The sequence below is a fragment of the Jiangella mangrovi genome, from assembly GCF_014204975.1.
In the GTDB taxonomy this organism is placed as follows: domain Bacteria; phylum Actinomycetota; class Actinomycetes; order Jiangellales; family Jiangellaceae; genus Jiangella; species Jiangella mangrovi.
Genome location: NZ_JACHMM010000001.1, coordinates 6,909,911 through 6,930,272, shown reverse-complemented (window position 1 = coordinate 6,930,272; position 20,362 = coordinate 6,909,911). Strand labels below are relative to the sequence as shown.

The 20,362-nt window shown below is 72.5% G+C and carries 24 protein-coding genes; 10 read left to right on the top strand and 14 right to left on the bottom strand.

Features of this window, described 5'->3' with window-relative positions:
• Positions 1 to 12: 12 nt before the first annotated feature.
• On the bottom strand, positions 13 to 690 hold the full coding sequence (locus tag HD601_RS32030) for a D-lyxose/D-mannose family sugar isomerase (protein ID WP_184828967.1): 678 nt from the start codon (positions 688 to 690) through the stop codon (positions 13 to 15).
• A 162-nt stretch (positions 691 to 852) separates the two neighbouring features.
• On the opposite strand from HD601_RS32030, the gene HD601_RS32025 reads away from it, so the two are divergent.
• Complete coding sequence (locus tag HD601_RS32025; RefSeq protein WP_184828964.1) at positions 853 to 1,551, top strand: hypothetical protein; 699 nt, start codon at positions 853 to 855, stop codon at positions 1,549 to 1,551.
• On the opposite strand, the gene murJ is transcribed toward HD601_RS32025, so the two are convergent.
• From murJ to HD601_RS31990, 7 genes are all read right to left on the bottom strand, one after another.
• A complete protein-coding gene (gene murJ / locus HD601_RS32020; protein ID WP_184828962.1) occupies positions 1,498 to 3,102 on the bottom strand; it encodes a murein biosynthesis integral membrane protein MurJ in 1,605 nt (534 codons plus the stop codon). The two genes, HD601_RS32025 and murJ, sit on opposite strands and share 54 nt — an antisense overlap.
• Positions 3,103 to 3,168: 66 nt before the next feature.
• Positions 3,169 to 4,122, bottom strand: a complete 954-nt coding sequence (locus HD601_RS32015; protein ID WP_184828959.1) for a hypothetical protein — start codon at positions 4,120 to 4,122, stop codon at positions 3,169 to 3,171.
• A 110-nt stretch (positions 4,123 to 4,232) separates the two neighbouring features.
• The gene (locus HD601_RS32010) at positions 4,233 to 5,144 is read right to left on the bottom strand and encodes a nucleotidyl transferase AbiEii/AbiGii toxin family protein (protein WP_184828957.1); all 912 of its coding nucleotides are present in this window, start codon (positions 5,142 to 5,144) and stop codon (positions 4,233 to 4,235) included.
• Complete coding sequence (locus HD601_RS32005) at positions 5,141 to 5,731, bottom strand: type IV toxin-antitoxin system AbiEi family antitoxin domain-containing protein (protein ID WP_184828955.1); 591 nt, start codon at positions 5,729 to 5,731, stop codon at positions 5,141 to 5,143. The genes HD601_RS32010 and HD601_RS32005 overlap by 4 nt, the downstream gene beginning before the upstream one ends.
• Before the next feature lie 100 nt (positions 5,732 to 5,831).
• Positions 5,832 to 6,218 (bottom strand): RidA family protein, encoded by a 387-nt coding sequence (locus HD601_RS32000; protein WP_184828953.1) that lies wholly within the window; start codon positions 6,216 to 6,218, stop codon positions 5,832 to 5,834.
• A complete protein-coding gene (locus tag HD601_RS31995; protein WP_184828951.1) occupies positions 6,215 to 6,787 on the bottom strand; it encodes a helix-turn-helix domain-containing protein in 573 nt (190 codons plus the stop codon). The genes HD601_RS32000 and HD601_RS31995 overlap by 4 nt, the downstream gene beginning before the upstream one ends.
• Before the next feature lie 125 nt (positions 6,788 to 6,912).
• Positions 6,913 to 7,290 (bottom strand): hypothetical protein, encoded by a 378-nt coding sequence (locus tag HD601_RS31990; RefSeq protein ID WP_184828949.1) that lies wholly within the window; start codon positions 7,288 to 7,290, stop codon positions 6,913 to 6,915.
• A gap of 106 nt (positions 7,291 to 7,396) precedes the next feature.
• Here HD601_RS31990 and HD601_RS31985 point away from each other — a divergent pair, with 106 nt between their 5' ends.
• On the top strand, positions 7,397 to 7,789 hold the full coding sequence (locus HD601_RS31985) for a Rid family hydrolase (protein WP_184828947.1): 393 nt from the start codon (positions 7,397 to 7,399) through the stop codon (positions 7,787 to 7,789).
• Here the strand turns inward: HD601_RS31985 and HD601_RS31980 are convergent.
• Entirely contained in the window at positions 7,786 to 9,006 is a 1,221-nt protein-coding gene (locus HD601_RS31980) for an enolase C-terminal domain-like protein (protein WP_184828945.1), read from the bottom strand. The genes HD601_RS31985 and HD601_RS31980 overlap by 4 nt on opposite strands.
• Before the next feature lie 428 nt (positions 9,007 to 9,434).
• On the opposite strand from HD601_RS31980, the gene HD601_RS31975 reads away from it, so the two are divergent.
• From HD601_RS31975 to HD601_RS31945, 7 genes are all read left to right on the top strand, one after another.
• Positions 9,435 to 10,892: a restriction endonuclease gene (locus tag HD601_RS31975; RefSeq protein ID WP_184828943.1), complete on the top strand. Its 1,458-nt coding sequence runs from the start codon at positions 9,435 to 9,437 to the stop codon at positions 10,890 to 10,892.
• A 127-nt stretch (positions 10,893 to 11,019) separates the two neighbouring features.
• Positions 11,020 to 11,466: a hypothetical protein gene (locus HD601_RS31970; protein ID WP_221441483.1), complete on the top strand. Its 447-nt coding sequence runs from the start codon at positions 11,020 to 11,022 to the stop codon at positions 11,464 to 11,466.
• 19 nt (positions 11,467 to 11,485) lie between these two features.
• Entirely contained in the window at positions 11,486 to 12,418 is a 933-nt protein-coding gene (locus HD601_RS31965; RefSeq protein WP_184828941.1) for a LysR substrate-binding domain-containing protein, read from the top strand.
• Between the two features lie 93 nt (positions 12,419 to 12,511).
• The gene (locus tag HD601_RS31960; protein WP_184828939.1) at positions 12,512 to 13,255 is read left to right on the top strand and encodes an SDR family oxidoreductase; all 744 of its coding nucleotides are present in this window, start codon (positions 12,512 to 12,514) and stop codon (positions 13,253 to 13,255) included.
• Complete coding sequence (locus HD601_RS31955; protein WP_184828937.1) at positions 13,255 to 14,136, top strand: SDR family oxidoreductase; 882 nt, start codon at positions 13,255 to 13,257, stop codon at positions 14,134 to 14,136. Before HD601_RS31960 ends, HD601_RS31955 begins: the two co-directional genes overlap by 1 nt.
• Positions 14,133 to 15,038 carry an amidohydrolase family protein gene (locus HD601_RS31950; RefSeq protein WP_184828935.1) on the top strand — a complete coding sequence of 302 codons (906 nt, stop codon included), beginning with the start codon at positions 14,133 to 14,135 and terminating at the stop codon, positions 15,036 to 15,038. Before HD601_RS31955 ends, HD601_RS31950 begins: the two co-directional genes overlap by 4 nt.
• A 189-nt stretch (positions 15,039 to 15,227) precedes the next feature.
• Positions 15,228 to 15,521: a Dabb family protein gene (locus tag HD601_RS31945; protein WP_184828933.1), complete on the top strand. Its 294-nt coding sequence runs from the start codon at positions 15,228 to 15,230 to the stop codon at positions 15,519 to 15,521.
• Here HD601_RS31945 and HD601_RS31940 read toward each other — a convergent pair.
• Positions 15,503 to 16,252 carry an MBL fold metallo-hydrolase gene (locus HD601_RS31940; protein WP_184828931.1) on the bottom strand — a complete coding sequence of 250 codons (750 nt, stop codon included), beginning with the start codon at positions 16,250 to 16,252 and terminating at the stop codon, positions 15,503 to 15,505. The genes HD601_RS31945 and HD601_RS31940 overlap by 19 nt on opposite strands.
• Positions 16,253 to 16,277: 25 nt before the next feature.
• Positions 16,278 to 17,024: an SDR family NAD(P)-dependent oxidoreductase gene (locus tag HD601_RS31935; RefSeq protein WP_184828929.1), complete on the bottom strand. Its 747-nt coding sequence runs from the start codon at positions 17,022 to 17,024 to the stop codon at positions 16,278 to 16,280.
• A gap of 157 nt (positions 17,025 to 17,181) precedes the next feature.
• Between HD601_RS31935 and HD601_RS31930 the strand changes: the two genes are divergently transcribed.
• On the top strand, positions 17,182 to 18,081 hold the full coding sequence (locus HD601_RS31930; protein WP_221441482.1) for a LysR family transcriptional regulator: 900 nt from the start codon (positions 17,182 to 17,184) through the stop codon (positions 18,079 to 18,081).
• Here HD601_RS31930 and HD601_RS31925 read toward each other — a convergent pair.
• The 3 genes from HD601_RS31925 to HD601_RS31915 all read right to left on the bottom strand — a co-directional run bounded on the left by HD601_RS31925 (position 18,069) and on the right by HD601_RS31915 (position 20,326).
• Positions 18,069 to 18,563 (bottom strand): LURP-one-related/scramblase family protein, encoded by a 495-nt coding sequence (locus tag HD601_RS31925; RefSeq protein ID WP_221441481.1) that lies wholly within the window; start codon positions 18,561 to 18,563, stop codon positions 18,069 to 18,071. The two genes, HD601_RS31930 and HD601_RS31925, sit on opposite strands and share 13 nt — an antisense overlap.
• A gap of 98 nt (positions 18,564 to 18,661) precedes the next feature.
• Entirely contained in the window at positions 18,662 to 19,618 is a 957-nt protein-coding gene (locus HD601_RS31920) for a phosphotransferase (RefSeq protein ID WP_184828923.1), read from the bottom strand.
• Positions 19,619 to 19,630: 12 nt separating this feature from the next.
• Entirely contained in the window at positions 19,631 to 20,326 is a 696-nt protein-coding gene (locus tag HD601_RS31915; protein ID WP_184828921.1) for a B3/B4 domain-containing protein, read from the bottom strand.
• Positions 20,327 to 20,362: the final 36 nt, after the last annotated feature.

Below are 20,362 nucleotides of genomic sequence, written 5' to 3'. Positions count from 1 at the left end.
GCCGCACCGCATTTACCGCCTGCCGAGGACCTCCGCGTACTCGCTGACCAGCAGGTACCGCGCCGGCGCGTCCTCGTCGACCGCCGCGTACCGCGGGAACGGGTCGAGGAACAGGTTGTCGTCGACGTCGTCGTTGACCGACGAGACCTCGCCGGCCAGCACCACGCCGCCGTCGGCCCAGAAACGGTGGAAGACGCCGGCCGGCACCTGGATGCTCTGCCCGGGATCGAGCCGCACCGGGTCGCCCGCGCGTACGGCCCGCTCGAGCCCGTCGACCAGGGTGACGACGGCGTCGGCGTCGCCCTGCTCGGGACGCAGCTCGACCACCAGCGCCGCGCCGCCGCGGTTGATGATGTCCTCGGTCTTGCGCCGGTGCAGGTGCATGGGCGTCTCCTGGCCGTCCTGCGCGACCAGGAACTTCTCGGCGTACGTCTGCCCGGCGCCGGAATCGCGCTCGGCGAGGGTCCCGTTGCGCAGGGTGCACAGCACCAGCCCGACGCGGTCGAAGTCGCCGCGGCCGAAGTCGGTGACGTCCCAGCCCAGCCCGCGCTCCAGCGCCGGCCGCACGGACTCCCTGGCCGAAAGCCACTCGTCCCGCGACCACGCCGCGAAGCCCGGCAGCGCGATACCGGCCTCGGCGGCCAGCGCCCTGGCTCCGTCGACGGCGGCATCGATCCGCGACCTCTCCATCGCGGCAGTCTATGCGGCCCCACCTGGGGATTAAGGAACTCTCATGTGCCTTTCACCAGGATTCTCGATCTGTTCCGTCAGGCTGACCGGGACAGCTCGAGGGGGGCTTGGGGAGGTCACGTGGTCGTGGCGGGTTCGTGGACCCGTACGGAGGTGGCGGGCGTGGGTTACGTCCGCCACGCAGTCCGTACGCGCTGGTTCACCGAGGACGACGACCTCCGGTCGGCGCTGCGCGAAACGCTGCCGCGTCTGGAGCCCGGCGACACCGTCGTGCTGAGCGAGAAGGCCACCGTGTTCCTCACCGGACGCGCGGTGCCCATCGACGAGTTGCGCCCGAACCGGCTGGCCCTGCTGCTGGCCAAACTGGTGCGGCCGCGGCCGGGATCGCGTGGGCTGTCGGTGCCGGAGAAGATGCAGTACGTCGTCCGGACGACGGGCGGGGCGCGCATCCTGGCCGCGGCGTTCGCCGGCGCCGTCACCAGGCCGCTCGGCATCCGCGGGGTGTTCTACCGCGTGGCCGGGCCGGTGGCGCGCGACATCGACGGCGGCCGCCCGCCCTACGAGCACCTGGTCCTGCCGCCGTTCACCGTCGCCGACGCGCAGACGCTGTGCGCGGAGCTCGAGGCGTTCCTGGGCGCGGGCGTCGCCATCGTCGACCTCAACGACTACGGCGGCAGCATCCGCGCCGTGTCGTCCCGGTCCCTCCCGGCCGACGTGCTGTTCGAGGCGCTGTCGGACAACCCGCTCGGGCAGCGCGCGGCCAGCACGCCGTTCGGCATCGTCCGGCGCGACGAGGACGGCGGCGGCTCACCGGCGGGCAAGGGGACGGCGCAGCAGCTGGGTCGCGTCTCGCAGCACTGAGCCCTCGGGGCCGCGCAACGCCAGCGTGACCCCGGCGAACACCGTCAGGCACACGGCGCCGACGGCGGCGACCTGCGCGACCGCGGGCGCGTCCCGCACCAGCCAGGCGACCCCCAGCGCCGCCCCGAGCGTGGCCGCCGCGGACACCGTCGTCCGCCCCAGCAGCCCCCACAGCGCGCCGACCTCGACGGCGTTGTGCCGGCGGCTGAGCAGCCAGGTGTTGCCGAATGCCGCGACCACCAGCGACAACGACGTCGACGCGGCCAGCCCGGGGATCCCGAACGCGGGCCCGAGCGTGAGGTCGCCCGCGACGTTGATCAGCATGGCGACGACGGCGACGGCGACCGGCCGCAAGGTGTCGTCGAGGGCGTAGCTGGCCCGCACGATCACCTCGCGCCAGCCCAGTGCCAGCACCGCCGGCGCGTACCAGAGCAGCGCCGTCGCCGTCTGCGAGGCGTCGTCGGCGGTGAACTCGCCGCGCTGGAACACCGTCTCGACGACGGGGCCGGCCGCGACCGCCGTCCCCACGCAGATCGGCACCAGCACGACCACCGTCGCGCTCAGGCCGTGGTCGACCAACCGGCGCAGCTCGGCGGTGTCGCCGGCCGCCGTGCTGAGCGCCGGGTACAGCGCGACCAGCAACGACGCAATCAGGACGGTGTCGGCGAGGCCGACCAGCCGCCACGCGTACGACAGCGACGAGATGACGCCGTCGCCGATGGTGGACCCGACCGCACGGTCGACGAGCGTGTTGACGTTGCCGATCGCGCTGCCCAGCAGCAGCGGCGGGATGAGCCGGAGCATGGCCCGGAAGTCGGGGTCGGAGAGTCGCAGGCTCGGCCGGATGCGGATCCCGATGCGGCGCAGCGGTGGCAGCTGCGCCAGCAACCGGGCGGCCGAGCCCACGACGAAGCCCCAGGCGAGCGCCGTCACCCCGTACTCAGGGCCGAACACCGCCGCCGCGACGATCATCGACAGGTTGAACGGGACGCCCTGGATCGCCGACCAGAAGAACGTCCGCCGCGACTGCGCGGCCGCGGCCAGCAGGTTCGTCCCCGCCACCAGCACCGTCGCGATCAGCACGATGCGGGTCAGCTGCTCCGCCGACTCCGCCTCGGCCGGCCCGAACCCCGGCGCCAGCACCCCGACGATCTCGGCGGCGAACAGCTGCATGACCAGCGTCGCGACGCCCAGCACGATCACCGTCGCCGACACCGCCACCGACAGCGTCACGCTGGACCGGCGCCGGTTGCGGCGGCTGCCGTCCTCGGCGGCGTACTGCCGCGACAGCACCGGAACGGCGGCCTTGGACATCGCGCTCGCCAGCAGCCCGAGCGCGACGTTCATCAGCCCCAGCGCGACGAAGTAGCCGTCCAGCTCGCCGCCCGCGCCGAAGACAGCGGCGATGACGACGTCACGAGCCAGACCCAGAACCGTCGACACCGCCGTCAGAGCGGTGACGAGGATGGCCGCCCCGGCGATCCACGAAGTGTGCAGCCGACCGCGAGGTCCGACGCCAGTCTCCGATGAAATAGGTCGGCGTCGATTCATGATCTGCTGAATGTAACGGGTGAAGATGAGACGCGGCGGCCTGCGGAGCCGCCGCGCCTCATGGCGTCATTCCTCGAACTCGCCCGGCCCGTTGACCTGCCACGGGTCGTCGTCGGACTCCTCGATGTCGTTGACCGGGATCCGGTAGCTCAGCACCTCGGAGCTGTTGCGGCTGATGCCCCACAGCGTGGAGTTCTGCCGCGCGTCGTCCCAGGCGATGCCCTGGCCCTGGATGCCCGGCAGGCTGATGGTCGCGACCCACTCGAGCTCGGCGCCGGCCTCCGGCAGCCGCATGACGTACGCCTCGGGCAGGTCGTGGCCGGTCAGCCACAGCCGGCCGTCGGGACCCCACGAGCCGCCGCTGTTGCTCATCTCGTCGAAGCGGTCGAGGATCTCCTTCGGGATGGTCCACGACTCGACCACCTGGAAGTCGTCGTCCATCTTCACGACCTGCGTGTTGTAGGTCTCGCCGTACGGGATCTCGGTGCCGTTGCGCGGCCGGTCGTAGTTGGCGAACGTGGCCCACCAGGCGCCGTCGTGCCGGTCCAGCCAGGTCAGCGAGCCGCGGTAGATACCGAAGCTGTGTGTGCCGATGTGGCGCATCGTGCGGGTGTCGAAGATCTCGATGGAGCTCTCCATCGGATACTCCGAGTAGTTCGAGTGCGACGCGTACAGCCGCCCGTTCACGACGACGCCGCTGTCCAGGTGCTCGATCGGGCCGTCTTCGTCGCCGGCGAACTGCAGCAGCGGCTCACCGGTGATGCGATCGTGCTTGGTGATGGTGCTGTTGTCGACGGCGTAGAAGTACCGCTTGTCGACGGCGACGCCCTGGTTCGCGTCGAAGGCGTCGTAGCGGGCGATCTCGGTGCCGGGGAGCACTTGGTCGGCGCCGGACGCGGCGGTCTTGGCGACGACGGCGACAGCCTGCGGCACGGCCTGCGCGACCAGCAATGTCCCCAGCGCGGCTGCGGTCATCGCGACGGCGGCGGCCTTGGCCGCGATCTTCCTGCGGCGGATCATGGGTCCTCCGGTGTCTCGGGGGGGTGGTGGCACAGAAGCCTCGAACACGCCCGGATCCACCGTGGGAACGCGCCTCGGCGGCCGAATGAAACGTCCATGAACGCCACGGCTCACGCCGCGGGCTCGTCGCTCCAGCGGCGGTCGCTCGCGGACCAGCTGAGCTGCCCGCCTTCCTGCGCGAGCGGGTCGGCGAAGGTCACGACAGCGGCGACCACGTCGGCGAAGTCGTGCGGCAGGTGCGCTCCGTCGCCGCGCAGCGACGTGCGAAACGTGGCGTAGGTGGTTCGGCGCAGGTCGACGAGGTCGTCGATCGCCCCGGAGAGCGGTTCGGCCGGAGTTCCGCGGAAGGCGGTCGTCGCGAGGAACGCCTTGCGCACAGCGGCGTGGCCGAGATCATGCCGGCCAGCCAGTGTGTAGACGTCGGCGTAGTCGCGGACCCGGGTGTTGGTGGCGCCGAGCAGGACGGCGGTGGCGATCTTCTCGGCGAGCACTGTCTCGATGGGATAGCCGAGAACGCGCACCGGCGTCGCGTCAGGGCGCAGGGGCGGGAGTGAGACTGTGCGCGGTGCAGGCGTGATCGGGTCGCCGAAGTTCACGTCGAGGCGGAACTTGACCACCGCCCTCGCGAGCCGGGACTCCATGCTGATGCGCACCCCGGAGTACAGCGCGTCATCTCGGATCACGCGTGCCTGTGCCGTCTCCGGCAGGAACTCCACACCGTCGTCACTTCGCATCGTGGCGATCTCGACCACGACGCGGGTGACAGTGTCGACGTCGTTGGCGAGATGACGCACGAGCGCGTCGGCGTCGACGGTCGGCCGACGCGCGCCGAAGGCGGCGAGCAGCATCCCGCCCTTGAGCACGAAGCGATCGGCGTGTGGTGACTCGCTCAGCCGGGCCAGCCAACGTTCGACCACGTAGAGCGTCAGCAACTCTTGCGTACCGCGGCCCTCTCGTCGGGCTCGGTTCTGCAGGTCCAGGTAGGCCCGTCCGGCAGCCGTCTCCCTGGTGGGCCCGGTCATTGCGCGCTCGCCACGTCGAGGGCCGCGCGCATGGGGCCGAGAACATCGAGCCTCGCCGCCGTACGCAGCAGTTCACGTGGCTTCGCGTCCGGCCGCCGCAGGTACCGATGCAGCGCGGCGTGCGCCACCGGCTCGCCGAGACGGTGGCGCAGGCGCATGAGGTCGACGACGGTGCGCGTGGGGTCATAGATGCGGACCCGTTCCCCGGGCGCGGCCTCCACATCCGACAGGCCGAGGGCGAACGTGAAGGTGTCGAACCGGAACACCTCCGTGGGCGGATAGGAGATTCGAGGCGGCCGGTTGCCGCGTGGCACCGCCATTTGTACGAGGCCGGGCATCTCGTCCGTCAGATCGTGAACCGCCGCGGCCGAGACACAGCAGATGACGGCTCTCGGTGCGCGGTAGGCGACGGCGAGCAGGTCCGGATGAGTGGCCAGCGGAGCGTCGGCTCGGCGGAAGACGCCGCGGGAGAGCTCGATGACTCGGCCCTCGTCGCGCCAGCGATAGAGGTCGCGAGGATGAGCGCCCCGCTCGAGCGCGGTACGTGTCGTGAACGTGTCCGGCAGGTCGTCCGCCGTCGGAGCCATGGATAAGAGTGTCGCACGAAAGGCCCGTTCGTGCGACACTCTTATCCACGGCGGGAGGAGGTGCAGACATCAAGGGTCCTAGTGTCGACACTTTCTCACGTCAGTCGACGGCGACGGCCTCGATCTCGAGGAGCCATTCCTCGGAGTAGATGTCGCAGATGATGATCGTCAGCGCCGGTGTGTGGACGCCGAGGACCTCGTGCCGGATGCGGCCGTTGGCCTCGCGGTAGGCACGGTCGGACAGGTAGATGGTGACCTTGGCGAGGTTCTCGACGCCCATGCCGGCCTCCGCCAGGACGGCGAGCACGTTGCGCCACGTCAGCCGGCACTGGTCGTCGAACTCCGGCGGCACTCGGCCGTCGTCGTCGGCCCAGGGGACCTGGCCGCTGACGAACACCGTCCGGCCGGCTCCGGTGACGAGTGTGCCGTGGGTGTAGTTGCCGGTGGCTTCGGGCAGGACGGCGGGGTCGAGCCGTTGGATCGTCATGCGGGCTCCTTCGCGACGTGCATGGCGGTGTAGTAGACGCACTCGGTGGCGCCGGGATTGGCGAACGCGTGCACGGCGTCGCCCGCGTAGTAGAGGGCGTCGCCGGCGGCGAGACGGTGCTCGGCCCCGTCGACGGTGACGGCGAGCTCCCCGGTCTCGACGGCGACGTACTCGCGCGACCCCGCGGCGTGCGCCGCGAACGAGCCGAGCACGACGCCGGCCGGGATGGTGGTGCGGATGAACTCGAACTCGACGCCCGGCAGCGTGGGGGAGAGGATCCGCCGCTGCCAGCCGCCGGCGTCGGTGATGGCCGGCTGGTCCGCGGCCCGGCGCACGATCACCCGCTCGGGCCGGTCCTCGCCGAGCAGCCGCGCGACCGTCACGCCGAGCGCCGTCGCCAATCGGGCGAGCACCAGGACGGTGGGCATCTTCGCGCCGCGCTCGATGTCGGAGATCATGCTGCGGCTCACGCCGCTGGCGGCGGCGAGCGCCTCGAGGCTCAGTCCCCGCCGTTGCCGCTCGCCCTTGAGCTGGGCGCGCAGGGCTGCCGCCAAGGCGTCGTCCTCCATGGCGGAAGTCTATCCGCTATCGCGTCGGCACCGAGATGGCGGTGACGAATGCTTTGCGGGCGTGTAGACGCTGATGCCAACTGTTGGCGTCACCGTCTACACGCCGACATCGCAGATCCCCGCCATCACGCCTCGCCGCGGCGTCGTCTCCATTGCCGGATCCCCACGCCGACCGCCGTCGTGACGGCGGCGCCGGTGGCTGCCTTCTTGAAACAACCCGACAGGTTCTTGCAGGTCGGGACCGGGTCGGGCTCATGCGGGTTGTGGGTGACGTGCACACGGTCGGCCGGGATCCAGCCGTTGCGCGACGGGAAGCTGTTGCCCTCGGTGGTCATCTGCTTGTAGAACCACTCGCCCTCCCACTTCTGGGCGAGGCAGGTGACGTTGGTCCGGAACCGGTCCCCGCTGAGGATGCCGACCACCAGGTGGTCGTCGTTGTAGATGGGAACCGTCCCGGAGAGGTCGTTCATCGTGACGACCGGGAAGTTCGCGTCGAGTCCCATGCCATGCCCCCATGCCATGCCCCCATGCCTTGATCGCGAGTTTGACATGGAACAGCGCCGACCGGAAGGTGAGCGAGGCCCGACCCCGCTTCCGAGGAGCAGCGCAGTGATCGAGTACATCGAGCCGGACCCCGCCAACCCGCCGCCGGTGCCGTTGTCGTCCGCCGTCCGGGTCGGGCGGCTGTTGTTCGTGTCGGGTCAGGCGTCGACGGAGCCGGACAAGGGGATCGTGGCCGACACGTTCGACGGCGAGTTCCACCGCACGATCCGCAACCTCGAGGAGATCCTGGCCGCGGCCGGCGCCACGCTGCGCGACGTGGTGCAGGTGCGCGCATTCCTGCGCGACGAGGCATCCCGCGAGCGCTACAACGAGCTGTACGCCCAGGCGTTCCAGCCGCCGTACCCGGCGCGCACCACCGTCGGCAACCACTTCTCGTTCATCCAGGTCGAGATCGACTGCATCGCCGTCCTCCCGGATGGTGTCGATCCCACCGTCTAGGTCGACAGCACCTTCCCCGGCACGCTGACGAACTCCTCGTGCCCGGGCCGGAACGGGAACCGCTCCTTGATCTCGTCGGTGAGCGTGACCCCCAGCCCGGGCGCCTGGGGCGGCAGCACCCAGCCGTCCTCGATGACGAGGTTCTCGCCCCACAGCAGCGTGTGCAGCTCGCCGCCGTCGGGCGGGATCTCGACGATGAGCGACGACGGCGACGCGAAGGCGGCGTGCACGTTCTGCAGCACGCCGCCACCGCCGCTCCACGCGTGCGACGCGACGAACCCGCCCCGGGCCGCGGCCAGCCGGGCCACCTCGACGAAACCGGACACGCCCAGCCAGGCCGCGTCCGGCTGCGCCACCGCGAACGCCCCTCGCGACAGCCAGAGCCGGAACTCCTCGACGCTGGTGAGCTGCTCGCCGCCGGCCACCCGCACCGGCGCGCCGCTGGTCAGCGCCGCGTACTCGTCGGGGTCGTCGTAGGGGAGCGGCTCCTCGAAGAACTCCAGGCCTCCGGGCCCGACGGCGTCCAGCACGGCTCTCGCGGCGTCGAGCGACCAGCGGTCCGAGCCCGTCTTGTGTCCCATGTGCCCGTCCAGCATGAACGCCACGTCCGGCCCGGCGTGGGCGCGCATCAGCGCCAGCTTCTGCACCTCGAGGTCGGCGGTCTCCGTGATCGACGACGGCGGCAGCTGCGGCCGGCGGGTGGTTCCGTCGAACCAGCCGGACCCGACCTTGACCGCGGTGAACCCCAGCGACAGGTAGTGGTCGAGCTTCCGCTTCAGCTCGTCCGCGGGCCAGTTCGCCGGCCCGCCGGTCGCGTACGCGGGCAGCCGCGGATACAGCGAGCCGCCGAGCAGCTGGTGCACCGGCACGCCCGCGGCCTTCCCGGCGAGGTCCCACAGGGCGGCCTCGACGGCGCTGATGACGGCCGCGCCGACCCCGACCCGCGCCCAGTAGACCAGGCTGCGTCGCATCCGCTCCGTCAGCACGACGGGGTCGGTGGTGTCCCCGTGCTGCAGGATCGGCCGCACGTACTCGACGATGGGCGCGATGAGCTCGGGCGCGAAGTAGCCGGCGTAGGTCTCGCCGACGCCGGTCAGCCCGGCGTCGGTGTGGATCTCGACGAACCCGGCCGTGCGGGTCGCCTTGGCGACGGTGATCCACGGGTCGTTGCTCGACGGCCCCGTCAGCAGGACGGGCCGGACGTCGGTGACGCGCACAGGCGGGCCTCCTCGAACCGACATCGAAGATGGAATACCGTGCCATGTCAAGATCCTCACGCGCCGATGAGCTGGGTCGCGGTGGAAGTCAGACGTCAAGCCGACACGTCGTCGCAGGTCCGAGCGTCGTTCACTGGCTTTCGTCCTGACGCCGGGAGTTCACCGAGTTTTCATCGATAAAAGCCGTGAAGGGGCTTTCTCGATCAATTTCGGCCTTTTCCGACCATATAATGGTCCTTACCGTTGCCGCGTCGAGTCTGGGGCGGATCATGACGCGACGGAGCAGTGAACCCTTCGAAGACCCCCATCCCCGAGACCCCCGGCGGCTCCCCGGTTCCGCCGTCGGGCACCCGGCCGAGCGGCCACTCGCACGGCCCCGAGACGACGAGAGCGAGCACGTCCGGCAGCAGCACGCCGATGCCGCCGACATGACGAGCGCGCTCGAGGCGCGCGTCGCCGAGCTCGAGTCCGTCCTCGTCGACGGACTCGCGGGCAACCCCGTCCACGTCGACCAGCTGCGCCACAGCTACCGGCCGTGGTCGTTCGTGCCCGACCGCGCGCTGGTGACCCCGGCCGAGGCGCCGGCCTGGGACGACTACGCGCCGCCGGACCTCAGCTGGGCGGCGCGGCTGCTGGTCGGCGGCCGGCGTCGCGCGGCCACGCAGGCCCGCGCCCGGTTCGACCGCGCGCTGCGGTCCTACCGCGACCACGAGGCGCTGCGCCAGGCCGCGCTGGCGGAGGCCGAGCGCCGGCACGCCGTCGCCGAGGCGACCCGCCGCGAGCAGATCGACCGGCACAACGCGCTCGTCGACCAGGTCGAGCTCGGCCTCGACACCGGCGACCCGCGCGGCATCGCCGACTACTACGAGCTGCTGATCCAGGCGGCCCGGCTGCCCGACGGGGTCTCGCCCGAGGTCGACGTCGCGTACCGGCCCGACGGCCGCCGGCTGCTGGTCGTCCGCGAGCTGCCGACGACCGAGATCATCCCCGTCGTGCGCGAGTACCAGTACGTCCGCGCGCTGGACAAGGTCGCGCCGCGGCTGCGCACGGCGAAGGAGATCCGCCGGCTCTACTCCGGCCTGGTCGCCCAGCTCGTGCTGCGGACTCTGCATGCCGCGCTCGAGGTGCAGCCGCCCGGCCTGGTCGACGAGGTCGCCGTCAACGCGCATGTCACGACCCGCAACCGCGCCACCGGCCGAGCCGAGCACCCGTGCCTGGTCAGCGTCACCGCCAGCCGCGAACAGTTCGCCGGCCTCGTCCTGACCCGCCTCGACCCGCGCGAGTGCCTACGCCACCTCGACGCCGTCGTGTCACCGCACCCGTGGGACCTCGAGGCCGTCCGCCCGATCTTCGACCCCGATCTGTCGAGGTACCGCGTCGTCGACCCGATCGACGCCGCCGCCGTCCTCGACGGCCGGCCGGTGCTGCTGCAGCTGCGGCCGGCCGAGTTCGAGCACCTGCTGCGGCAGCTGTTCGAGGCCATGGGCATGCGCTCGTGGGTCACGCAGGCCTCGGGCGACGACGGTGTCGACGGCGTCGCCGTCAACGCCGACCCGATCATGGGCGGCGTCTGCGTCGTCCAGGCGAAGCGCTACCGCAAGGTCGTCCCGCCCGACGCCGTCCGCGCGCTGGCCGGCGTCATGGACGACAAGCGGGCCGGCCGCGGCGTCCTCGTCACGACGTCCTGGTTCGGCCGGGCGACGCACGAGTTCGCCGCCCGGCACGGACGGATCCAGCTGATCGAGGGCGGCCAGCTCACGCACCTGCTCGCCGAGCACCTCGGCCTGCAGGTCACCGTCGGCCCGCTCGACCGGCCGCTGCCGAAGCAGCGCGGCGCAAAGCAGCCCGGTGCGAAGCAGCCCGACGCCGATTCAGCGCCATTGTGAGATCGATGCCCTGATGATCTTGCGCTGAGGTGGGTTCGTCGGACAAGGTCATGCGTGACAATCCGGTTGTCTCGGGGCAAGGAGGATCCACCGGATGAAGCGCGCCCTTTCTGCTTTCGCCATAGTCATGCTCGTTCTGCTCGGTTTCGCCACGCCCGCGACAGCAGCCGGAGACTCGGATTCCACCGTCGCCGGCGACGATCGAATGGCCCTCGCGGCCGGCCCCTGCGGCTCGTCGTACCGGCACATCGGCCACTACGCCGTCGGCACGTCGCCCGTGATCGGCTACATGGACGTCTACTGGTCCAGCACCGCGAAGCGGAACTGCATGGTCACCAACCACGCCGGTCCCACCTACGGGGTGCGGCTCTACACGCAGGCGACCATCAAGCCGCACGGGTCCGCCTACGCGTGGCCGCCCTGCCCCAGCGTCGGCTGCGACGACGGCAGGTACAGCTACTACGCGGGTCCGGTCTACACGCCGGCCGGCGTGGACATGTCGAACAAGTGCATCGACATCAAGGGCGCCATCGACTGGACGCAGGCCTCGCGCACGCGCATCCACTGCGGCTGACGTACGCCAGACTGGCGTCGTGGAGCTGAGGCAGCTGGAGTACTTCGTCGCCGTCGCGCACGAGAAGAGCTTCACGCTGGCCGCGAAGCGGCTGCACGTGGTCCAGAGTGCCGTCTCGGCGGCCATCGCGGCGCTCGAGAAGGACCTGAAGGTCACCCTCTTCGAGCGCAACGCGCAGCGGGTGGTGCTGACGGAGGCCGGCGCGGCGCTGCTGCCCGAGGCGCTGGCGGTGCAGGACGCCGTCCAAGGGGCGCGCGACGTCGTCGACGAGCTCGGCAGCGGGCTGCGCGGCCGGGTCCGGGTGGCGATGCTCGGCGGGCTGGCGCTGGTCGACCTGCCGGCCGTCGCCGGGGTGTTCCGCGCCCGGCACCCGGGGGTCGAGCTGCAGCTGCGGGTCGAGTCGACGGGGTCGGCGGGCAACCTGGCGGCGCTGCTGGCCGGCGACTGCGACGTCGCGTTCCTGGCGCTGGCCGGGCCGCCGCACCGCGACGTCACCGGCTGGGAGCTGGTCCGGGTGCCGAACGTGCTCGCGGTGCCGGTGGGGCATCGGCTGGCCCGGCGGCGTCAGGTCACCCTGGCGGACCTCGCCGACGAGAGCTTCGTCGACTTCCCGCCCGGCTTCACCAATCGCGCCGTCGCCGACCAGGTGTTCGAGGCCGCGGGTATCGCGCGCCACATCGCCGTCGAGGTCGCCGGGGTCGACGACGCCGCGGCGTTCGTCCGCAACGAGGTCGGCGTCGCGCTGCTGCCCGAGTACGCGGTCCAGCTCGCGGGCGACGGCGTCCGGATGCTGCGGGTCGAGGGTCAGACGTTCGAGTGGTCGGTGCACCTGGCGATGCTGCGCAAGCGCCGCCCGTCGGCCGCGGTGCAGGCGCTGCTCGGCCTGGTCATGCAGCACGTGCGGCTGCTCGACGGGACGGTCGCGGGCGCGGATCTACATCAACGCAACTGATTCTGGCATCGAGAAGATTCGTTTGTCTTGATGCTCTACGGGTCCGAGGATCGAGGTGTCAGCAGGACAGCTCAGATCCGGAAGGACCCGGCCATGACCACCGACCACAACACTCCTCGTGTCGCGATCGTCACCGGCGGCTCGCGCGGCATCGGCCGCCAGACCGCCGCCCGCCTCGGCCGCGAGGGCTACGCCGTCGCCGTCACCTACGGCGGCGCCAAGGACGAGGGCGAGCAGGCCGCCGCCGAGGTGGTCGCCGCCGGCGGGCAGGCCATCGCCGTCCAGGCCGACGTCGCGGACGAGGCCTCCGTCGCAGCCCTCTTCGACGAGGCCGAGCGGGCGTTCGGCGGCGTCGACGTCGTCGTGAACTCCGCCGGCATCATGCGGCTAGCGCCGCTGGCCGAGCTGGACCTCGCCGAGCTCGACGCGCACCTGCGCACCAACGTCCGCGGCGCGTTCGTCGTCGACCAGCAGGCCGTCCGGCGGGTGCGCTCCGGCGGCGCGATCATCAACGTCACCAGTTCGCTGACGCGGTTCGCGCGGCCGGGCTACTCGGCGTACGCGGCCAGCAAGGGCGCCGTCGAGGCGATCACGCTGATCCTCGCCCGCGAGCTGCGCGGCCGCGACATCACCGTCAACGCCGTCGCCCCCGGCCCGACCGCCACCGCGCTGTTCCTCGACGGCAAGCCGCAGGAGCTGATCGACCGGATGGCCGCCGAGGTGCCGCTGGAGCGGATCGCCGAGCCGTCGGACATCGCCGACGTTATCGCCTTCCTCGCCGGCCCGGCCCGCTGGATCAACGGCCAGACGCTGTACGCGAACGGCGGTGCGATCTGATGAGCACGATCCTGATCAGCGGCGCCTCCAGCGGCTTCGGCGCACTCACCGCTCGCGCGCTGGCCGACGCCGGCCACACCGTCTACGCCGGCATGCGCGACCTCGCCGGCCGCAACGCCCCGGCCGCCGCCGAGGCGAAGGCGCACCCCAGCGGCCGCCTGCACCCCGTCGAGCTCGACGTCGCGACCGACGCGTCCACGCAGCGGGCCGTCGCGACCGTCGTCGCCGAGCAGGGCCGCCTCGACGTCCTGATCCACAACGCCGGCCACATGGTCACCGGGCCGGCCGAGGCGTTCACGCCCGAGCAACTGGCCGCGCTGTACGACGTCAACGTGGTCGGCACCCAGCGGCTCAACCGCGCCGCGCTGCCCGTGCTCCGCGAGCAGGGCGACGGGCTGGTCGTCTGGGTCGGCAGCTCCAGCACCCGCGGCGGCACCCCGCCGTACCTGGCGCCGTACTTCGCGGCGAAGGCCGGCATGGACGCGCTGGCGCAGAGCTACGCGCTGGAGCTGTCGCGGTTCGGCATCGAGACCACCATCGTGGTGCCGGGCGCGTTCACCCATGGCACCAACCACTTCGCGCACAGCGGCTCGCCCGCCGACACCGCCGTCGTCGCCCAGTACGAGCAGCACTACGCCGGGCTGATGGAGCAGGTGGGGCAGAAGCTCGCCGAGCTCGAGCCCGCGTGGGCCGACGTCGCCGAGGTCGCCCGGGCCATCGTCGACGTCGTCGGCACCGAGAAGGGCCGCCGTCCGTTCCGCGTGCACATCGACCCGTCCGACGACGGCTCGGTGGCCGTCAACGCCGTCGCCGACCGGATCCGCGCCGACTTCCTGCTGCGCATCGGCCTGGCCGACCTGCTGCACCCTCGCGTCGCATGACGACGCCGGGCCTGGTCGACCTGCACGCCCACTTCCTGACCGAGGAGTACGTGGCCGCCGCGGTCCGGGCCGGGCATCGCGCCCCCGACGGGATGCCCGGCTGGCCGTCGTGGTCCGTCGGTGCGCAGCTGGAGCTGATGGACCGGCACGGGATCGAGCGGGCGGTGCTGTCGGTGTCGTCGCCGGGGGTGCACTTCGGCGACGACGTCCGGGCCCGGGTGCTGGCGCGGCAGGTGAACGCGGCGGCCGCGGCGTTGGTGGCGGACCGGCCGGACCGGTTCGGCTTCCTCGCCGCGCTGCCGCTGCCGGACCTCGACGGCGCGCTGGCCGAGGCCGGGCACGCGCTGGACCAGCTGGGGGCGTCCGGGGTCGTGGTGCTGACGAACGCCGCCGGCCGGTACCCCGGCGACCCGCGGCTGGAGCCGCTGTGGCGTGAGCTGGACTCGCGCGAGGCCGTGGTCCTGCTGCACCCGACCTCGCCGCCGAACTGGCGCGACGTCGCGCTGGACCGGCCCCGCCCGCTCATGGAGTTCGTCTTCGACGGTGTCCGCGCGGTCGGCGACCTGGTGCTGTCCGGCGTGCTGGCGCGGTATCCACGGATCCGGTTCGTCGTCGGCGACGCGGGCGCGGTGCTGCCGCTGCTGGCGTCACGGCTGGAGCTCCTGGCCGACGACGGCGTCCGGCTCGCGTCGCAGCTGGGGTCGCTCTGGGTCGACCTCGGCACCTCGGGCGTCTGGCCCGCGTCCGCGGCGGAGCGGGTCGTGTACGGGAGCGGCTCCTGCTTCACCCCGGTCGACGCGGTCGCGCGTCAGCTGACGCGGCTGGACGCGGCCGCCGCCGACTGGCGAGCCGTGACGACGGCGAACGCGGCCCGGCTCCTTGAGCGCCTCCCCGTCCCATGATCATCAATGATCCAACCACTCCACGGTGGTTGGATCATTGATGATCACGGGACCGTGCCGGTTCGCGCCCGCGACTCGTCCCAGTCGATCAGCTTGACCCGGTCGCCGTCGACCAGCACGTTCCCACGCGGTGACGTCGGGACGCATCCGGACGTTCTACCAGGATCGGCGCTCCGTTACGCTCCGACCATGATCCGCCACACCGTCGCCTTCCGCCTCCGTCACGCCGCCGGCTCGGACGACGAGCGCGACTTCCTCGCCGCGGCCCTCGCGCTCGCGGACATCCCCGGCGTCGAGCGGTTCGAGCAGCTGCGGCAGACCAGCCCGAAGAACGACTTCACCTTCGGTTTCTCCATGGAGTTCGCCGACCAGGCGGCCTACGACGGCTACAACCAGCACCCCGTGCACGTCGCCTTCGTCGCCGACCGGTGGGCCGCCGAGGTCGACGACTTCCTCGAGATCGACTACACGCCGATCGGCTGAGCCGGCCCGGGCGTGGCCAGTTCGGCGCCGCCCGCGCCGGTCACCGTCGCCGCCGCGGCGAGGTAGCGGGCCGGGTCGATCCCCGGCCACAGGTGCGTGAGCATGGTCCGCCCGGCCCCGGCGGCCAGCCCCTGCTCCGCCGCCTCGACGGCGCTGCAGAGCTGCCCGGCGTTCCCATCGGGCACGGCGTCGGGGTAGGTGGCCTCGATGAGCAGCAGGTCGGCGTCGCGGGCGAGCTCGACCAGCGCCGGGTCCGGGCCGGCGTCGCCGCTGTAGGCGAGCGTCGACGTCGCGTCGCTGATCCGCACGCCCAGGTTCGGCACGAAGTGCGGCAGCAGCGCCGGCAGGACGTCGAACGGCCCGACGCGGACGCCGTCGCCGTCGGTCAACACGATCGTCTCTGCCGCGCCGGCGACGGACCGGATCGAGTCCAGCGCCAGGACGGCGTCGACCGCGCCCGCCGGCGCGTAGACCGGCAGCGGGGGCGGCGGCTCGGCGCTCAACGCGCGGGCGCGGAGTAGCGGGCTGAGGTCGGCGCAGTGGTCCGGATGCCCGTGCGAGACGACGACGGCGTCGACGGCGGCCGCGTCGACCGTCGCCAGCAGCCGCGGCAGGACCGCGTAGCCGGGGTCGATGAGCAGCCGGAAGCCGTCCCGCTCGAGCAGGTAGCCGCTGCACGCCTGGCCGGCGGCCGGCCAGGCGCCGCAGCCGCCGAGCACGGTGAGTCGCATCCGGCGATTCTCTCCGCCCGGCGGGTCAGACCGCGATCCGGCCCCCGTCGACGGGGAGCACCGCGCCGTGCACGAAGCCGGCGTCGTCGCCCACGAGGTAGGTGACGGCCGGTGCGATGTCCTCGGGACGTCCCGGCCGGCCGTGCGGGATGGCGGCGGCCAGCTGGTCCAGCGCGTCGCCCATGACGGCGGTGCCCTCGGTGCGGGTGGGGCCGGGGCTGACGGCGTTGACCCGCACGCCGGCCGGGCCGTACTCCGCCGCCCACGACTTCGTCAGCAGCACGAGCGCCGCCTTGCTCGACCCGTACAGGGCCATGCTCGCCTGACCGAACTGCGCGACCATGGTGGTGACGTTGACGACGGCCCCCCTGCCTCGCGCGGCCATGGCCGGCGCCAGCTCCGCGACCAGGAAGAACGGCACCTTGACGTTGATCGCGTAGACGGCGTCGAAGTCGGCCTCGGTGGTCTCGTGCGTCGGGCCGAACGGGAAGACGCCGGCGTTGTTGACCAGGATGTCGACGTGCCCGCCGCCGAGCTCGACGGCGCGGCGGGCCAGGTCGCGGGCGGACCGCTCGCCGGTCAGGTCGGTCGCGACGAAGTCGGCCTTGGCGCCGTCCGCCCGCAGCGCCGCCGCCACCTCCTCGCCGCGCCGCTGGTCGCGGCCGGACAGGACGACGTGCGCGCCATGGGCGGCCAGGTCGGTGGCGACGGCCCGCCCGATGCCGCTGTTGCCGCCGGTGACGAGGGCCGTGCGGCCGGTGAGATCGGTCATGGTTCGGGTGTCCTCTCATGGGATCCATCGGATCGACGGTGACGCGATCCGCTGGGTCCCAACCGCGCCGCTCGCCGCCGCATTGCGGACCGGCTGCCGGTTGTGCCTGCAGCGGGCATAGGCCGGAGTTCTGGCCGGTGCGTGGTGAGATGTGGGCGTGGAGCTACGGGAGCTGCGCGCGTTCGTCGCCGTCGTCGAGGAGGGCAGCCTCTCCGCGGCCGCCCGCCGGCTGCATGTGAGCCAGCCCGCGCTGTCGCAGACGGTCAACGGGCTGGAGCGGCAGCTGGGGCTGCAGTTGCTGGTCCGCGCCAGCACCGGCGCGCGGCCGACCGACGCGGGCCGGACGCTCGTGACCGAGGCGCGCGCCGTGCTCGCCCGGCACGACCAGGCGGTGGCGGCGCTGGCGCGGCACGGCGCACCCGGCGGCGGCGTGCTGCGCGTCGGCATCCCGCTCGAGCTGCCCGCGGGACTGTTGGCCAAGCCGCTGGCGACGCTGGCCGAGCAGTCGCCGTCGACCCGCGTGCAGGCCCTGCACATGTCGACGTCCGCACAGGTCGCCGCGTTGGGCGATGGCGAGCTCGACCTCGGCCTGGTCCGCGAGCATCCGATCGGCGACGCGCTCGACGCGATGCTCGTCGCCGAGGAGCGTCTCGGCGTCCTGCTGGGCGCCGACGTGGCCGCGGAGCTCACCGGTCCCGACGGCGTCCGGCTCGACGCGCTGGCCGGGCTGGACTGGATCGGCTTCCCGCGCTCGGGCAGCCCGGCCTGGTACGACGAGATCGTCGCCATCCTGCGCACCCACGGTCTCGAGCCCGGGCCGGAGGCGCCCGAGGGTCAGGAGCTGATCCCGGACGTGAAGCTCGCCGCCGTGAGCGCCGGAGGTGCGTTCGCCCTGGCGCCGCCGGACTGGTCCGCGCCGCTCGCGGGCGCCGTCACGTGGCGTCCGCTGGCCGGTCATCCGCTCGTCCGCCGCACCTGGGCCGTGTGGCCGGCCGGCTCACACCGTCACGACGTCGGCGTCCTGGTGGCCGCGTTCGAACCGGGTCAGTGGTCGTGAGTCATGAGGTCGAGCGCGACGGTGGCCGCCAGGACGGGCACCGGGTCCTGGCCGGGCGCGATCTCGACGCCGTAGGTGTCGGCGATCCGGAACCACTTCTTCGAGACGGTCGCGACGGGCGTGCGGCCGTCGGTGAAGGTGTACTCGTGCTCGACGATGTTCCCCTTGACCTCGAGGTCGGCGCCGCCGGCGATCTGGACGCTCCAGCGATCGCGGAGCGGGCTGACCAGCGCTTTCTTGATCATCGCGATGCGGTTGCCGTCGGGGTCCTCGACCTCCATCGCGTCCTTGACGTGCAGGAGCCGCTCCTGGATCTTCGCCACCTCGTGCCCGCCGGCGTCCTCGAGGATCAGCGTCTTCCGCAGCCGCAGCGCCTTGCCGTCGACCTTGTAGGCGCGCTGCCCGTCGTCGGTCTCGATCCAGAAGTCGTCGCCGATCGACACCAGCCGCTGCCGCATCTTGTAGTGGACGGGCTCGCCCAAGCGCCGCTCCTCGCGCCGTTCGCGTCGTCGCCCCAGCATGCCGACCACGTCCTCTCGTCCGGGTCTGGCGAGCATGCGACGGACGCCGCCGCACGGCCTCACCCGCGCTGAGTGATTCCCGCCAGCAGGCCGCCGAGCCGGTCGCGGGTGTGCGGGTCGTCGAGCGCCTCGTCGATCCACTCCTCGGCGTGCGCCCGGCTGGGGGAGCGGTCGTTCGGCCGCAGCCAGTCGCCGGCCGCGAGCTCGGTGATGTGCCCGAGCACCGCGATCAGCATGGAGAAGTCGCCCGGCCCGGTCACGCGGCCCGGCCCGCCGGCGTCGGCGTAGGCGGCAGCCAGCGCCCGGGCACGGCCGGGATCGGTGCGGCCGAACTCGAACAGCACGAAACCGAGCTCCTGGGAGGCGTCGGCCGGGCCACTGTTCTCCCAGTCGATGATGCACACACCGCCCGACGCCGTCGGGACCAGGTTGGCGGCGACGAGGTCGCGGTGGCAGGTCCGCGGCGCCGCCGGGGGTGTCAGCCACGACTCCAGCCCGACCAGCTCGTCGCGCAGCGCGGCCAGCTTCGGCGCGAACGGCGCGCCCTCGGCGTCGAGCTCGTCGATCAGCCGGTCCCACCGCGGCGCCCCGACGGGGTCGAGGTACCAGCGGTCGACGTCGGTGAACGGCGCTGCCGGCTCGGCGCCGGGCACCCGGTGGGTCGCGGCGACGGCGGCGCCGACCAGCTCGGGATCAAGGAGCGGGTCGGGGTCGGCGTGGTCGACCCACTCGTGGACCCGTAGCTGGACGCCGTCGACGACGGCGAAGAGGTCACCCTCGGGGGTGCGCCGGATGCGTGGCGCCGGGACCCCGGCCGCGGCGGCCGCCTCCTGGAACACGGCGGCCGGGCGCAGCGCCTGCTCGTCGTCCGGGCGGAACGGGACCTTCACCGCCCACCGTCCGTCAGTGGTGGTGAGCCGCCAGACGGCGCCCTGCTTGCCGCGGGCGGCCGGGCCGTCGGAGAGCGCCGCGCGGGTGCCGAGGGCGAACCGGTCGGCGATGGCGGCGGCGTCCACCGCGCCAGTCCATCACACCCGCGTCTCCGGCCGCTCTGCTGTGAGGAGGGTCGGCGTCGGTGTCGGGCGGGGCCAGGCGCGGGCGATCTCCGTGCCGAGGGTCGTGAGCAGCGCCTCGACGTCGGCGGCGGCGCCGGGGTGCAGCGCCTCGCTCACGATCAGCACGTCGCGGGTCTCGGGCCGGACGGTGGACGTGCTGCTCTGCTTGTACGTCCAGCGCCGCGCGTGCGCCTGCCCGGCCTCGTCGGCGAAGATCACCTCGCCGGGGACCGGATGCTCGACGTCGCCCGCGAACGTCGCGTACGTCTCGTCCCCGTGCGCCCTCCGGACCTCGAGGTCGCCCTTGATCCGGTCGCGGTCGAGGACGGCGACGGGGATGGCGGCGGCCACCGAGACCGCGTTGCACAGATCGACGAGCGGGTGGATCCGCGGCAGCGTGCCCACCTTGGCCAGCCGGCGCAGCAGCGACTCCGCGGCGCACCGGTACTGGGTCGGCTTCAGGCCCATCGCGGCGAACGTCCGGCGCCAGGCCTGGATCTGCGGGAGCTCGCTGATCGCGGTGGTGGCGAGCATGCTGGTGGCGCGGGCGACGTGGGCCGCGACCGCGTCGTCGACGTTCGCGCCGTCGTCGATGCCGTCGACGGCGATGACCCCGGCCGCAAGCGTGGGATGGTCGGCCCGGATGCCGGGCGCGTGGCGGAACCGCATGGGGTGCATGGTGCGCCGTTTCGGGCCCGCGATGAC